Source organism: uncultured Chitinophaga sp. (assembly GCF_937898475.1).
Classification (GTDB): domain Bacteria; phylum Bacteroidota; class Bacteroidia; order Chitinophagales; family Chitinophagaceae; genus Chitinophaga.
The window spans coordinates 75,490-90,518 of record NZ_CALEJS010000019.1; the positions used below are offsets into that span (position 1 = coordinate 75,490).

General features: G+C 50.5%; 12 protein-coding genes. 4 read left to right on the forward strand and 8 right to left on the reverse strand.

Annotated elements, in window-relative coordinates; genetic code table 11:
* Positions 1–18 precede the first annotated feature (18 nt).
* The 3 genes from Q0577_RS14700 to Q0577_RS14710 all read left to right on the forward strand — a co-directional run bounded on the left by Q0577_RS14700 (position 19) and on the right by Q0577_RS14710 (position 2,262).
* Complete coding sequence (locus Q0577_RS14700) at positions 19–1,008, forward strand: D-alanine--D-alanine ligase (protein WP_298737519.1); 990 nt, start codon at positions 19–21, stop codon at positions 1,006–1,008.
* Between the two features lie 82 nt (positions 1,009–1,090).
* Positions 1,091–1,909: a PASTA domain-containing protein gene (locus Q0577_RS14705; RefSeq protein ID WP_298737521.1), complete on the forward strand. Its 819-nt coding sequence runs from the start codon at positions 1,091–1,093 to the stop codon at positions 1,907–1,909.
* A 44-nt stretch (positions 1,910–1,953) separates the two neighbouring features.
* Entirely contained in the window at positions 1,954–2,262 is a 309-nt protein-coding gene (locus Q0577_RS14710; RefSeq protein WP_298737522.1) for a rhodanese-like domain-containing protein, read from the forward strand.
* 110 nt (positions 2,263–2,372) lie between these two features.
* Here Q0577_RS14710 and Q0577_RS14715 read toward each other — a convergent pair whose 3' ends face one another.
* The 8 genes from Q0577_RS14715 to Q0577_RS14750 form a co-directional block, all read right to left on the reverse strand.
* On the reverse strand, positions 2,373–2,759 hold the full coding sequence (locus Q0577_RS14715) for a RidA family protein (protein ID WP_298737523.1): 387 nt from the start codon (positions 2,757–2,759) through the stop codon (positions 2,373–2,375).
* Positions 2,760–2,770: 11 nt separating this feature from the next.
* A complete protein-coding gene (locus Q0577_RS14720; protein ID WP_298737524.1) occupies positions 2,771–4,018 on the reverse strand; it encodes a hypothetical protein in 1,248 nt (415 codons plus the stop codon).
* A gap of 21 nt (positions 4,019–4,039) precedes the next feature.
* A complete protein-coding gene (locus Q0577_RS14725) occupies positions 4,040–5,239 on the reverse strand; it encodes a hypothetical protein (protein WP_298737526.1) in 1,200 nt (399 codons plus the stop codon).
* Positions 5,190–6,053, reverse strand: a complete 864-nt coding sequence (locus tag Q0577_RS14730; protein WP_298737527.1) for a GMP synthase — start codon at positions 6,051–6,053, stop codon at positions 5,190–5,192. The genes Q0577_RS14725 and Q0577_RS14730 overlap by 50 nt, the downstream gene beginning before the upstream one ends.
* A gap of 31 nt (positions 6,054–6,084) precedes the next feature.
* Positions 6,085–7,185 (reverse strand): carboxylate-amine ligase, encoded by a 1,101-nt coding sequence (locus Q0577_RS14735; RefSeq protein ID WP_298737528.1) that lies wholly within the window; start codon positions 7,183–7,185, stop codon positions 6,085–6,087.
* A 54-nt stretch (positions 7,186–7,239) separates the two neighbouring features.
* A complete protein-coding gene (locus Q0577_RS14740) occupies positions 7,240–8,331 on the reverse strand; it encodes a hypothetical protein (protein ID WP_298737530.1) in 1,092 nt (363 codons plus the stop codon).
* 206 nt (positions 8,332–8,537) lie between these two features.
* Positions 8,538–9,764: a M12 family metallopeptidase gene (locus Q0577_RS14745; RefSeq protein WP_298737532.1), complete on the reverse strand. Its 1,227-nt coding sequence runs from the start codon at positions 9,762–9,764 to the stop codon at positions 8,538–8,540.
* Between the two features lie 260 nt (positions 9,765–10,024).
* Positions 10,025–13,252 (reverse strand): TonB-dependent receptor, encoded by a 3,228-nt coding sequence (locus Q0577_RS14750; RefSeq protein ID WP_298737533.1) that lies wholly within the window; start codon positions 13,250–13,252, stop codon positions 10,025–10,027.
* A gap of 570 nt (positions 13,253–13,822) precedes the next feature.
* Between Q0577_RS14750 and Q0577_RS14755 the strand changes: the two genes are divergently transcribed.
* Complete coding sequence (locus Q0577_RS14755; protein WP_298737536.1) at positions 13,823–15,025, forward strand: bifunctional 3,4-dihydroxy-2-butanone-4-phosphate synthase/GTP cyclohydrolase II; 1,203 nt, start codon at positions 13,823–13,825, stop codon at positions 15,023–15,025.
* Positions 15,026–15,029 lie beyond the last annotated feature (4 nt).

Genomic DNA, 15,029 nt, shown 5'->3' on the forward strand with positions numbered 1-15,029 from the left:
TTAATTCCGAAGGAACACATGAATAAGAATATTGCACTGGTGGCCGGCGGATATTCCGGCGAATACGTGATATCCGTGCAGAGCGCGGCCGTGATCGAACAGCAGCTGGATAAAAGCAGGTATAATGTATATAAGATCGTGATCACCCGCGAGGGGTGGACCTACACCGCGCCTGACGGCACCGCCGTGGAAGTGGACAAGAACGATTTTACGCTGACCCTTAACGGCAATAAGATCCGCTTTGATGCAGTGTTCATCGGCATCCACGGTACGCCTGGTGAAGATGGCCGCCTGCAGGGTTATTTTGAAATGCTGGACATTCCTTACACCAGCTGTGGCATGGTCACATCTGCCCTCACCTTTAACAAAAGTTATTGCAATAAGATCGTAGCCGCACTGGATGTGGTGAATGTATCAAAATCAGTGCATGTGTTCCGGGATCAGCCCTATGACGCGGCGGCCATCCTGCAGCAGCTCCGGTTGCCGGTATTTGTAAAACCGGCGGAAGGCGGCAGCAGCATCGGTATGTCTAAAGTGTCTGCTGCGGAAGAGCTGCCTGCAGCGATCGAAAAAGCTTTCAAGGAAGACAGCCAGGTGCTGATAGAAGAGTTCATCAAAGGCCGTGAGCTCACCATGGGACTGTTCAAGGTAAATGGCGAGATCACCGTACTGCCTATCACGGAAGTGATCAGCAGCAAGGAATTCTTTGACTACGAAGCAAAATATACACCGGGTGTTTCGCAGGAAATTACCCCTGCGCAGGTGCCCGCTGAAATAACAAAAAGGGTACAGGAGACAGCTTCCATACTCTATAACAAACTGAATTGCAGGGGCATTGTCCGCATAGATTTCATCTGGGAAGTAGCTACCGGCAAGCTTTGGTTCCTGGAAGTGAACACCATGCCCGGCCAGTCTGAGAACAGCCTGGTGCCGCAGCAGGTTCGGGCCTCCGGCAGAACCCTGCAGGAGTTTTACGGCATGTTAATTGAAGAATGCATGAGGCGCTGATTAATAGCGGTTAGCTTTTAGCTGCTGGCTGCCAGCTGCCGCATGCTTTTTTTATCTTTTCATAAAAAACCAAGTAACCAACGTGTTTGAATCTATTACCAAACGTTCTTTCAGATTTAACCTTTTACTGGCACTGGGCCTGCTGGTGGTAACCGGGATCCTGTTCTTTGCTTTGCTGGGCGTGATTACCCGCCACAACGAAATATTAACAGTGCCGGATGTACGCCACAAGAACGTAAGGGAAGCGATCCTGCTGCTGGAGAAAGCCGGTTTTGAAGCAGACGTGCGCGACTCTATATACATAGACTCCCTGAAACCGCTGACCGTTTGGGAACAACAACCCGAAACCGGCGCACAGGTAAAGGTAGGACGCACCATCTATCTTACTATTAATAAGGTCGTACCACCCATGGTGGCCATGCCCGACCTGGAAGGCCTTACCTTCCGCAGCGCCGAAATGACACTGCACAGCCGCCGTCTGAATGTGGGCGACACCATCTATAAACCCGATTTTGCCACCAATACCGTATTACAGCAGCTGCTGAACGGCAAGACCATCAAGCCCGGTAAAATGATCCCCGAAGGGAGCAACATTACCCTGGTGCTCAGCAGCGGTACCGGCAGCATTGAAAATCCCGTACCCGACCTGGTAGGCCTTACCTACCTGGAAGCGCGCGAAATACTGAATGCCAGCAACCTGATCCTGGGTACCGCCCTCATAGACGCCGGGGTAACCGATACGGCCAACGCCTTCGTGACCAAACAGGTGCCCGCCCGCCGCAACAGCCTGGGTGACCTCAACCTGGTGCGCGCCGGTGAAAGTATCGACATCTGGCTGGGGCCCGTAAAGCCGGTGAAAGACACCGCACGTGTTCCCAAGGGCGATACAACTCGTGAATAATTCATAACTTGGCAGATCGATTTACTGTCAAATTTTTGATAAATATGGAAAATATAACATCTGAAGAACTGAAACAGCGCCTGGACAACGGGGAACAACTGAATATTGTGGATGTGCGCGAGCCTCATGAACACGCAGATTTCAACATCGGGGGTACCCTCGTTCCCCTCGGACAGATACAGGCAATGCAGGTAGACGAACTGGAAGACCTGAAAGACAAGGAAGTGATCGTATACTGCCGCAGCGGTAACCGTAGCGGACAAGCCGCTATGATCCTCGAAACAATGGGCTTTCAGAACGTGAAGAACCTCGTTGGCGGAATGCTGAAATGGGAAGAAAAGTTCGGAAGATAAAGAAAGTTAAATAGTTTGAGCGTTTGATGGTTTGAAGGCCGCCAGCCTGTTCCGGGCACTTTCAAATTGTCAAACGCTCAAACTTTTAAAACGTGTAAACACGCAAGCTCTTAAGCGTTGATCACCGCTGTTGCCTCAATTTCTACCAGGTACCTGTCGTCTATCAGTTTGCTTACCTCCACCATTGTAGTAGCCGGTTTAATGCTCTGAAAAAACTCTCCATGGGCCCGGCCGATCTCTTCCCAGCGGGAAATATCTGTTACATACATGCGCGTGCGAACCACATCGTGCAGACTGGCGCCCGCGGCCACCAGCACCGCTTCTATGCGCGCCAGTATATATTTGGTCTGCTCGTAGGCATGGCCGACGGCCACTACCTTCTCACCATCGGCAGCCACCGTTCCGGACACTTCGATAACGTTGCCCACCCTTACGGCCCTTGAATAGCCCACTTTGTTCTCCCAGGGAGCGCCGGAAGAGAAATTTGTGCGTTGCATATGTAGGGATTTTACTTTTTCGGTTTCGCTGCCTGTGACGACTGTATCTGCGGCCCTGTTGTCCGGATCTGCACCACCTTGTTCAGCAGATCAAACCAGAACGGCGCTCCCAAAGACAGCGCCAGGGCGGTGATGAGCCATCCCACAAACACCAGCCAGCCGTTCTGCTGATAGGGATGGGTATAGCAGCCTACTTTCCGTTTGGCTACTGCTTCCATGGCCTGCCGGTATTTCTGCTGTTCGGCAGGCGACAGCAATCTGCCTGCTACGGTATCCATCCTTGCACGCAGCTGCGCCAGGGCGGTATCCGTATCGTATCCGCAGCTGCCCCTGCTGATGCCCAGTATGTTCTGTACTTCTGCTGCATCGCTGGAAAGGCTGCGGTACAGGCTATCCATTTCCTGGTCTGGTATGGAAGCCTGGTACACCGTGTCTGTCCGGATGATCATGGTGTCGCCTGCGGCAATGGTATCTTCGCGGATCACCATTTTGCGTTGCATACTGTCTTTATACCGGCCATATACCTGGTAACGTTGCGTGGCCAGCGTCACCAGCTGTTCCCGGGCATTTTTATCTTTGGCGAGTATACGTGTAATTGCGATAGAATCCACATTGAACTGCCAGGCGATGATAAAGCCTACAAAGATCAGGATCACCTGTGTTTGTTTCTTATACCAGCCGCTGGTGCGCGCCATCACTTCATCAAACCATTGCTCCACCTTATGGCGGAACGCTTCCGATTCATGTTTAGCGTCTTCTATGAGGTTGAGCAGGTGCTCACGTGTTTCCGGTCCTATCAGTGTCTGTCCGCCTTCCAGGTTTTGTTTTACCCGCATGGCCTCATCGTCCCTGGTGCCGTCAAAACTGGGGCCCCGCAGTATGTGCATCAGGCTCTGAACAAACATCTGCGGACTGATATAGGAGGGGCGGCTGGCCGCCCTGTCTTCACCCAGTGACTTGATGCCCGGGTGGTCATAGAATTTCTTCAGGAAAGGACTGTTCTTAAAGGGAAGGAAGAAGTAGACAATGCTCCATACCTGTTCGTAGCACCAGCTGAAGAAAGTGAACTGGCCCAGGTATCCCAGGTTGCTCTTCCGCATATCATTGTCCAGCAGCCGCCGCAGCGCTTTGGTAAGCAGGCGGGCCCGCAGGTTGAACATACGGGAGATCAGCTCCTGCACAATAGACGCCAGCAAGCTGTAAAGCAGATAAATGAATATCAGGCTAATGGCAACATTAAGGGCTACGTTTCCAAACATAAGGGTATACAGGATTTGAGTTTAAGTTAGTACTTCAAAAAAGCAACAACTCCCACCCACCCATGTGTCCTGGTTGTTGCTGCCTACGCTGATCATTTTTCCGCGGCTGATTCTGGCCAGGTTGTGTACCAGCATGGGGCGCGGACTTCCATCAGGCCAGATGTACATCATCCGTATCTCACAGTGGGCGGGCGCGCCGGGTGTGTAAATTACAGGCGCGTACTGCACTTTGTGTTGCAGTATCCAGTTTTCCGGGTCGGTAATTTTGTCTATATCCGCTGGCGTTACATCGATGATCACCCCTTGTCCGGCGAAGGAGAACAAGGGCTTTAACACATAGTGTTCCAGGTCAGCCGGTATTACCGGTAAGGTGTGCAAATACCAGCTTTTTGGCGCATACTCGCTGTGAATGAGCGGCAGCATATACTTGCTGATACGGTAGAACCAGTTGGGGTGCGTGATCCATTCCACATCCAGTTCCTGGAACGGGTTGGGATAGGGGCCTGGCGGAGGTTCCTTTCTGAACAGCTCATCGAAGATAACGCGGTTGTATATACGCTTTATATGAACTTTTTCTCCGTTGTGATTATAGTAAAGCCTGGACCCTTCCTGTATCAGGCTGGTGATGCAAACGGGCGTAATGCCCAGCTTTTGTTGTGTATAGTAAAAGTCGATCCGTGTTTTCTGTTCTTCGGGCCGCAGTTCCAGCAGGATCACTTCCTTTGGGTCGTACGGTCCGCAGATCAGTTCACGCAGCAGATCAAAGTAGCTGTTGCTATCCAGACCGTTGAAGAAATTGTCTACGGTGTTGGGTATATTAAAATGCGTACGGAACTGGCGGGCCATCAGTTCCTGGAAAGCGAAGAGGCTGGGAAAGCCCTGCAGTTCTATGAGCTGGGGCGCCAGCTCGCCGTTCTCCTGGCGGCAAACGGCGAAGTCGATGACCAGGAAATGCGGGTGCTCATTTTCTCCCGGCACTTTCAGGTGGTGTGGAATGGCGTCTGCCGTTAATGATTTGAAATCGGGCCGCAATATTACTTCAACGATCTCTTCGCAGGCCTGCACCAGTTTACTGGTGAGGGCGGCGGGTACAAACACCGGGGTTTCGGCAACCCTGAAGGCAGGCGCTTGTCCTGCTTCCCGGGCCAGGCTGTCTAAGAACGCGGTGTATTTACTTTGGCTGAAGTGTTGATTGTAATATGTGCGTAACGCTGGGATCATAAATGATATCGTTCAGGAATGTAGGTATGAGCCGGTTATGTGTGAGCATGATCTTTTCAGGATCAGTAAGCTGCTCCAGCATGTCCGTATATTTTTCTTCGCCGTAGTGGCGGATCACATGCGCTTTTTTCTCCTCTTCCAGCAGGTATTTACGCATACCCGCGGCATCTGCTTCGGGATGGAACTGTGTGCCCAGGAACTGCGGGGTAAAGCGTATAGCCATCACCGCTCTTTCCAGGGGCACATGGGGGCGTTCTTTTTCTATGGCCAGCACTGCTGCACCCATCGCCTCCATTTTATCCTGCCGCAGCGAGATCACCTGCCAGAAGCGGCTGTCTACAATATAGAAGGGATCGGGCAGGAGGCGGAAACTGTTTTCTTTTACACCTGCATTCACCTTATGCACCGGGAATACCCCGAATGCCGGTGATTTTCGCCTGCATACTTCGCCCAGTTGAAAATAGCGGCACATCAGCTGAAAGGAATGGCAGATGAACAGCATGGGCTTTTTAGGCGTTTGAGCGCTGTTCCACTGCATTAAGCCGTTTACCAGCCCGAAGTAGACTTTCTCCCATTCGCTGCCCTCGCTTTCAACCGGGCTGCCGGGACCGCCGGTAGAGATGTAAATATCGTAGGAGAGATCGGGTACCTGTTGCTGCCGGCGCACTTCGAATTCGTGCACTTCCAGCTGAAGGCCGTTGCGTGCGCCATATTCCGCGAGTATTTCACGGATGCAGCGCATGCCTTCGTTGGGCACTCCTTCATACATGTCAAGCACGGCTATTTTCCAGTGTTGTTTAACAGGCAGGCTCATAGGGCAAAGGTAAGAAAGTCCCGGGACCCTGTTAAATGTCCAGTAGAAACTGCGTTTGTATATAATCCGTTACCGCTACCAGGTCACCGGTCTCCTCGTATTTCCGTAGCTGCTTATCCGCCCCGGTACCTTCTTCCAGCATCTTCCTGGCGTTTTCAATGAAAGGCCGGGAGCCCAGCTCATCCACTACATCATCCACAAAATCCAGCAGTTCGTATATCAGTGCCCGTGCGTTCACTTCCATTTCCTTGCCGAAGTCTATCAGGTAACCGTCAATGCCGTAGCGGGATGCACGCCATTTGTTTTCATTCACCAGGGCGCGGTTATAGATAATGAAGTTGAGGTTCTGTGCGCGGAGCTTGTATATCTTGGCGCACACCGCCTGGAAAAGGGCTGCCAGGGTGCAGGTTTCATCCACCGTGAGCGGTACGTCGCAGATGCGGAATTCCACCGTGTTGAAGAAGGGGTGTACCCGCAGGTCCCACCAGATCTTCTTGGCATTGTCAATACAGTTGGTTTTGATGAGCAGTGCAATGTAGTTGTCGTATTCGGCAATGCTGCCGAAATAGTCTGGTATGCCGGTGCGGGGAAATTTGTCGAACACCTTTGTGCGGAAGGATTTAAAGCCCGTATTCCGGCCTTCCCAGAAGGGGGAGTTGGTGCTGAGGGCAAAGATATGCGGCAGGAAATAGCGTACTGAATTTGCGATGTGCAGGGCCATATCCCGGTTCTCCATCCCAACATGCACATGCAGCCCGAAGATGAGGTTAGAGCGGGCGGCGTCCTGCATTTCATTGACGATCTCGAAGTAGCGGGGATGGTCGGTGATCAGCTGCAGCTCCCACTTGGAAAAAGGATGTGTACCGGAAGCGCCGATGCTGTAGCCCAGGTCGCCGGCAATGCCGGAGATGGTTTTGCGCAGCATGGCCACATCTTCCCGGGCCTCTTCAATGTTGGCGCAGATCTGGGTGCCCACTTCCACTACCGCCTGGTGAAATTCCGCCTTTACTTTGTCCCGCAGCACCTTGTGCGCCTGTTCTACTATTTTTTGCTCGTGCGAGCGCAGTTCCCGGGTTTGCGGGTCCATCACCATGTATTCTTCCTCTATGCCAAGCGTGAAGTGTTGGAACATATTAATTAATTACGAATTAAAGATACAAAGTATCTTTAAGCTGCATGGGGCGGATTATTCAGGACTTTGGGTGCCTGCCGCTTTCTTCGCTTTGGCTGCCGCTTTGCCGTTTGTTTTCTCCGCAGGTTTGGCAGCTGCTTTGGCATTTGTTCTGGTGGCCGCTTTTGCCGTTGTTTTAGTGGCTTTGGCGTTACCTGCTTTAGGCTTTACGGCCTGACCAGCCTGCTGCAGGTATCCGCCCCAGGTAAGGTTATTGCCGTTGCGCTGATGTGCCTGCGCTTTTTCTATGAGATAGCCGGCGCTGGTTTGCACAACCCATTCAAAGTTTTCATCGCCTATCAGGTGGGCATCGGCTTCAGGGGCAGGGTTATAGAAGTCGATGGCGTAAGGTACGCCATCACGTACGGCCATTTCGACCGTGTTGAAGTCGTAGCCCAGGTACTGGTTCAGTTTCAGTGCCTGTTGCGCCAGTGTTTGCAGCAGGCTGGCGTCAGGGTGGAATTCCGTCTGGTACCTGTGATGATGCAGGCGCCTGGGATCATAGCCCATAACCCGTACTTCGTTGCCTATGCAGAAGCAGCGGAAATAGGATTCGAAATGGATCTCTTCCTGCAGCAGCATTACTTCCGGCCCGGTTTGCGCGTGGCGGGCAAACAGCTCATCTCGGTCCTGTACGCGGTGCACATTGCGCCAGCCGCCATCGGCAACGGGTTTCAGGTAGGCTGGGAAGCCTGTATATTCAAATATCGCATCCCAGTCAAAAGGATAGGCCAGGTTGCGGAAACTGTCTGAGTTGGTATGTGGGGGATGACTGGCAGTAGGCAGTAATACGGTTTTGGGTATAGCTACGCCGGTGCGGAGGGCCAGCTCGTTATTCACAAACTTTTCATCGGTGCTGGTCCAGAAAGGATTATTGAGCACTGCAGCCCCGTTCAGCGCGGCGTGTTTTAACCAGGAGCGGTAAAAGGGCACATGATGCGAAATACGGTCCAGTATTACGCTGTAACCGCTGTCGGTTCCCTGGAGCACTTTGTCTATCAGCACCGCTTCTGCGGTGATGCCACGTACTTTCTGCTGGTTAATACGCTCAATTAAAGCAAGCGGGAAGTTGGTCTCCTGACCAAAGAGCAGGCCTATTTTTTTCATCCGTTAACGATTTTTATGGTTTAAGAACTTGCTTTTACAGCACCATTTGATACGGGATAGATAGTGTGGCAGTATAACTTCCCGGCTGAGCAGGAGTGCCATTGGCAGTGATTGTCCGTCACATAATAAAAGTAAGGAAAAAGCCCTACAAAAAAGTCCGGATAATGTAGTATCCGGACTTTTTATAGCAATTATCATTTACAGGATCAGGGCGTGGAGGGAATGATCTTATCTATCTGCCAGTTGTCTTCCACAATAAAGTTCCCGGTACCGCCAACATATTCTACGTTATAGATGTCTTTACCCAGGTACACGCTATTGGCGCCAGCTGGAATAGTGACATTGTAGTATTGTACATAAGGTGTAGGGTTATTGGTGGAAGTGGTCACCTTCTTCACCACTACGGTCATAGGCGCTGTTACCGTCAATGGTGTGGTAGCGGTATAGTTTGTATAGGCAGTCAGGTATACATCCCAGGAATACTGGTACCAATCCGGGCCGCCGGTAGCGTCCATTGCTCCCCGTACAGGAATAGCATAGGGGCGGTTATACATGTGGTTGTAGGTTTCGATATCGCCGGCAGACAGGCCAATGCGCTGCACATCAAAGGTAGAACCATCCAGGCGCGTAATGGTGGGTAGTCCGTTACGGGAAAAGAATGTTGAGCCGTACATCATGACAGAGCCCAGATCCAGGGCGCCTATCTGGAAGCCCGGAACACCAATGGCGGAATAGGTCTGGAAGTTAATAAGCCTGTCCGGTTCAACATTGTTCAGGTTTACAATAACATAGTTGTTGCGGTCTGTGCGCATTTGTTCATGGAAAAAACCAATGGCGTGCCCGATCTCATGGATCACTTGCCCGGTGAAGCAGCCGTCGGCCAGGATGATCGTTTGTTGGCCGCCGATCATGCCGATATTGGAAGCGCAGGCGTTTCCCCACACAAATTCAACATAATCAGGCTGGTTGGTTCTTTGAACAAACCTGATGTTGGTATGGCTTTCCCAGTGTGCAATCGCGTCGCTTACTCTCCACTGGTCCGGCAACCCGGGGTTGATAGTATAGTACACGGTATGGTTGGGCCACAAATGGATCATCTGCGCAATACCTGTCCGCGCCGTTGTATCGCTTTTGTTGGCCTGGTTCTTTAAGAATGCCACCTGGTTTTCTGAAAGGATCATGTCTCCGCCGAGAATATATTTATCCTTTTTCTTAAGCAGTGTCAGCTTTACCTGGCCGTTGTTATCCTTAAAGGACACCAGTTCGCCCGGGGTGTCTGGAAAAGCTTCTTCGTTCCCGCAGGAACAGTTTGTGTTGGAAGTTTCTTTTTCAGTTTGCAGTGTTGTTTCCTGCTTACGGCAGGCGCTGAAAAGAAGGGCGGTCATCAGCCAAAGCGCTGCGCTTTGCTTAAAAGGGTTACGGGTTTGTTTCACGGGATTGTGTTTTAAGATGAACAGTTAAATATTAATGGATAATTGCAATGCGAGCAATGGTCAACATAGGTTATTCATAAACGTTCCTGGATGCGGTAAAAATAAAGAAACCGGATCAGGGCAATCCGGTTGAGTTTATTAACGGTCAGATAAGCGCGGGTTTTGTTTACGAACGGTAACTGTAAGGAGTTATGGTCAAAAAAAAGAGGATGCACTTTGAAGTGACATCCTCTTTTTTATACAATAACCTGTAACGATCATTAATTGAAAATATACCTCAGACCGATCTGCATCTGCCACCTTGACAAAATGCTGGGATCATCGATAAAGATATTATTTGTAGTGCCCTGCCTGTTGAAAGAGTAACGAGCCGTTCCGTTAGGTCCTCTGAAGTCCCTGAAGGAAAGGAAGTTGGTAGCATTGGTAGCAGGCGCTACCCCCCAGCTGTCATTCAGCAGGTTGGCAAAGTTGATAATGTCCAGTGTAAACTGCAGCTTGCTTTTTGATTTGGGTGCGATTTTAGTGAAATCAACATCCTGTACCAGCCTTACATCGAAGCGGTGGAACCAGGGATACTGATCACCATTCCTTTCTGCAAACTGACCTCTGTGACTGTCCAGGTATTTGCTGCTGGAAATATACTGGTTCAGGTCATTCCATATCTGGTCTGGCGTACGGGTGTCGCCTGCATTGGTGGGGATCAGCGTGATCTCGCTCTGGTCCCTGGGAATGTAGATCAGGTCATTGCTGGTAGAGTTGTCTTTATTCATGCTGCCGCCGTACACGTAGCTGATGCGGCTGTTGTTAAAGGCATCCGCAAAGGGAGCGCCCTCATATACCACGGAAATGGTGGTACCCAGTATCTTCGCATATTTGATATTGTAAGACAGCATACCTACGATCCTGTTTTTTACAAGGAAGTTGGTGTAAGACAGTACGGGTTTGTTCGGATCATTAACGATCTGGTTACCGGAGAAGGCGCTGTTGGCCTGTGAGCCCGGGCTGGAAGTAATATCCTTCGCATTGGTATAAGTATAAGCTACGGAGCCGTACAGGCCAAAGTCAAAGGCTTTCTGCAACTGTAAGGATAAAGAGTAGGAATGTCCTTTGCTGATATTATCCAGTACAATGGCGTTGGTGATCGCAGAATTGATACGGTTGGCATTGCCGCCGGGGAAAGTATCACGTGCATTCGGACCTACGCTTTTACCTGTCGGGTTTACCAGGTTGGCATCGCGGTGAAAAACAGCGTTGATGTCTTTGGTATAGATACCTTCAACGGTAGCGATCACATCGCCCGGTAATTTGATATCGGCGGCGATGTTAGACCTCCATATCTGGGGATATTTGAAGTCGTTGGCCATTACGTTGATGGCGAAGGAAGATGAGGCTTCACGACCCGGCGGAATATAAGGCTGGTTCGGATCCGGGCTGAAAGCGTAGCTTCCGGCGGCGCTTCCCTGGGCAAATATGCTCCCGAATAACAGGCCGTTTTGGCCCGCCTGATTCACCGCCCACACATAAGGGATAGTACCTGTGAATATGCCTGTACCTCCACGTACCTGCACCTGTTGGTTATTGAACGGGTCCCAGTTAAATCCGAGCCTGGGAGACCATAATATCGTTGCTTTGGGCAGTTTACCGACATCTAACTTCTCTCCATCGCGGAAGGTCATACCGTCAACAATCGGGTTGCTTTGAAGGTTGGTGGGGTAAAATGGAACATCCAACCGCAGTCCGTAGGTCAATTTTAAATTATCCTTGATCTGGAATTCATCCTGCCCATATACGGAAATAGTTGCTGCGCTCAGTTTGGCAGCAGGCGCGTTATCTCCTTTTACAGCAGAATAAGTTACCTGGTACTGAGTAGGACCTACCGCCGTATTGCCACCTGCTGCAGCATAGAAATCTGCCAGCGAAGCATACCTGTATTGGCCATAATAGAACTGGGCAAAGCCGTTGGAGAACCTGAAGTATTCGCCGGCAAGACCAATGGTAAAGGTGTGCTTACCGGAATAGATGTTAAAGTTATTGGCTGCCTGGAACAGGTCCTGGTTCAGGAAGTTAAGACCGCTGAAGGGTTCTGAACCGAATGAAATATAGTTGGTGCCGCCTTCTTCGATGTCCACCACCGGGAAGTTGTTCCCGAATGTTTCGCGGTAATCACGGAAAGCGCTGTATGTAACAGTAAGGTTGTTGGAAAATTTGTTGGAGAAAGTACTGTTCAGTTCAGCAACTACAGAGTTGATCTTGTTGTGCTGGCGGTACTTCATATTCTCAAACACGATAGAGGTGCTGCTGTTCCTGCGGCCATTGGAGTTGGATGTGCTGGGAGAAATATCCCTGATGGCGTTCAGGTAGGAGTAACGCACACTCAGGCGGTGTTTCTCATTGATGTTCCAGTCAAGCCTTGCAGTAGCCTTATCGTTGTTCTGTTCAAATTCATATCCTTCATAGGCGCCGGGGTCATAACCAAACTGGGATGTCAGGAAATTCTTCACAGAATCAAGCGCAGAAGCCCTTACCCCGCTCACATTAGCGCCTGATTGTCCCCTGTTGGGCACCCAGGTGCTGCCGGGTGAGGTTTGCCTTTCCAGTTCTCCGTTAATGAAGAAGAACAGTTTATTTTTGATGATGGGCCCGCCTACACGGAAACCATACTGTTTGAGAGAATATTCGTCTTTTGTAACGTCGGTGCCTTTGATGCTGCTGCCGGTGAGTGAATTGTTTTTGAAGAAACTATACACTGAACCGGAGAATTCGTTGGTACCGCTGCGGGTTACGGCGTTGATATTGGCGCCGGTAAAACCGCTCATCTTTACGTCATAAGGCGCCACGTTGACCTGCAGCTGATCAATAGCGTCCAGGCTGATGGGCTGGGCATTGGTCTGGCCGCCGGGGAGGTCAGACAGGCCAAAAGCGTTGCTGAACAGGGAACCATCCACCGTAAAACGGTTATACAGGTTGTTTCTGCCCGCAAAGCTCAAACCTTTACCTGCCTGGGGGGTTAACTTGGTAAAGTCCTGAATGCCCCTGCTCAGGGTAGGGAGGTTGTTCAGCTGCTCCCGGGTGATGGTAGTAGCCGCACCGGTACGGGAGCTGTTAAAAGTACGGTCCTGTCTGCCGGTTACCACCAGTTCCTGTAAGGCAGTGGCTTCTGTCTCCAGTTTAAAGTCGATCTTGAAAGTTTGTCCTAGGGGCAGGTTAACATTCTCAGCCCTTTCTTCCTTGTAGCTGATATAGCTGACGGTAACCGTATAGGGGCCACCAACACGCATCCCGGGTATGTTGTAACGGCCGCCTTCGAGGGTTGTAGTGCCGTAAACGGTACCTGAGGGAACGTGTACTGCCTTTACCGTAGCGCCGATAAGGCCTTCGCCTTTATCATCCTTAACCGACCCGGTTAAGCCGCTGGTAGTAACCTGGGCATAGGAGATAAACGCACTCACGACGAGGGTAACAGTGAGTAGAAATTTGTGAAATCCCATATTTTGCAGTTTGATTATGCCGCAAAATTGAGAAATAATTGGCTGAAAATTTTAACGTTGAATTAACAAATTGTTAAGCCATGATAGTTTTCAGTGGTTCAGGCATACCCCTTAAACAGTATTCCAGTTAATTCCCTATATGTTTCCATTTTTGCAAAGACTGTCACAAGAAATTACAGTTTTTCAAATTTTGATAAGTGTAATATGTAAAAAATGTGGAAAAGTGGCGTAACTTGTGGTGGTTCCCAATAAGTTTTCATCCAGATTCGGATAGTTCTTATATATCCCCGGTATTATCAAGGTAGTTATCGGGTAGTTGAGCGGTAGATCAGCTGTATCTAATAAGATACCGCTCATCTACATAACATCTAGATAACATCTACATAACATCTACATAACATCCTGGTATAGAATACGACTGCAGATGCTTTTCAGCCCGGCCCGGTACCGGGAAGCCACTTATTTGTTTACACTTACCCACCGGTAAGCACCACCGGCTTACCGGCCTGACGTAAGCTGCCTAATTTGTCATAACTTTGCCCATTATTTCATACAGACTGATCTCGATATATGCTAGACACAATTGAAGCAGCCATAGAAGACATCAAAAAAGGAAAACTGGTGATAGTGGTAGACGATGAAGACCGTGAGAATGAAGGGGATTTTGTTACAGCAGCCCGTAACGTTACTCCGGAAATCATCAACTTCATGAGCATGTACGGCAGGGGCCTTATCTGCGCTCCCCTCGTTGAAGAGCGCTGTGAAGAGCTGGGCCTCGAGATGATGGTCCGCGATAATACCGCCCTCCATCAGACTCCCTTTACCGTGAGCGTTGACCTCCTCGGACATGGTTGTACAACCGGCATTTCTGCCCACGACAGGGCCAAAACCGTACAGGCCCTCATCGATCCCAATACCCGCCCCGAATTCCTGGGCAAACCAGGGCACATTTTCCCCCTCAAAGCCAAAAAAGGAGGGGTGCTGCGCCGCAGCGGCCATACCGAAGCCACCATCGACCTGGCCCGGCTGGCAGGTTTTGAACCGGCCGGCGTACTGGTAGAGATCATGAACGAAGACGGTTCTATGGCCCGCCTCCCGCAGCTGCGCGAGATTGCCTCCCGCTTTGATCTTAAACTGGTCTCCATCAAAGACCTGATCGAATACCGCCTCCGTACCGAAACCCTTATAGAAGAAGAGGTGAGGGTACAGATGCCCACCAAACATGGCAATTTTGAGCTGATCGCTTTTAAACAGCTCAACTCCGGCAATATGCACATGGCCCTCAAAAAGGGCGACTGGGATAAAGATGAACCGGTGCTCTTACGTGTGCACTCTTCCTGCTTTACCGGCGATATCCTCCACTCTCTCCGCTGCGACTGCGGCGAACAGCTGGCAGCCGCCATGCAGATGGTGGAAAATGAAGGCAAAGGCCTCATCCTGTATATGAACCAGGAAGGCCGTGGCATCGGACTGCTCAACAAATTAAAGGCATATAAGCTCCAGGAAGAAGGCCGCGATACCGTAGAAGCCAACCTGGAACTGGGCTTTAAGATGGACGAGCGGGATTATGGTATTGGGGCGCAGATACTTCGCCATCTTAAGATCGGCAAGATCCGCCTGATGACCAATAACCCCCGTAAACGCGCCGGTTTGGCCGGTTACGGACTGGAGATCGTGGAAAACGTACCTATTGAGATCCACCCTAATCCGCATAATGAGTTTTACCTGAAGACAAAGCGGGATAAGCTGGGGCATGAGATACTGAAAAGTTAGGGTC

Coding starts and splice junctions, on each gene's coding strand:
- Q0577_RS14750 (WP_298737533.1), bottom strand. CDS start 13,252: ATGGGATTTCACAAATTTCTACTCACTGTTACCCTCGTCGTGAGTGCG.
- Q0577_RS14710 (WP_298737522.1), top strand. CDS start 1,954: ATGGAAAATATAACATCTGAAGAACTGAAACAGCGCCTGGACAACGGG.
- Q0577_RS14700 (WP_298737519.1), top strand. CDS start 19: ATGAATAAGAATATTGCACTGGTGGCCGGCGGATATTCCGGCGAATAC.
- Q0577_RS14725 (WP_298737526.1), bottom strand. CDS start 5,239: ATGATCCCAGCGTTACGCACATATTACAATCAACACTTCAGCCAAAGT.
- Q0577_RS14730 (WP_298737527.1), bottom strand. CDS start 6,053: ATGAGCCTGCCTGTTAAACAACACTGGAAAATAGCCGTGCTTGACATG.
- Q0577_RS14740 (WP_298737530.1), bottom strand. CDS start 8,331: ATGAAAAAAATAGGCCTGCTCTTTGGTCAGGAGACCAACTTCCCGCTT.
- Q0577_RS14715 (WP_298737523.1), bottom strand. CDS start 2,759: ATGCAACGCACAAATTTCTCTTCCGGCGCTCCCTGGGAGAACAAAGTG.
- Q0577_RS14735 (WP_298737528.1), bottom strand. CDS start 7,185: ATGTTCCAACACTTCACGCTTGGCATAGAGGAAGAATACATGGTGATG.
- Q0577_RS14755 (WP_298737536.1), top strand. CDS start 13,823: ATGCTAGACACAATTGAAGCAGCCATAGAAGACATCAAAAAAGGAAAA.
- Q0577_RS14720 (WP_298737524.1), bottom strand. CDS start 4,018: ATGTTTGGAAACGTAGCCCTTAATGTTGCCATTAGCCTGATATTCATT.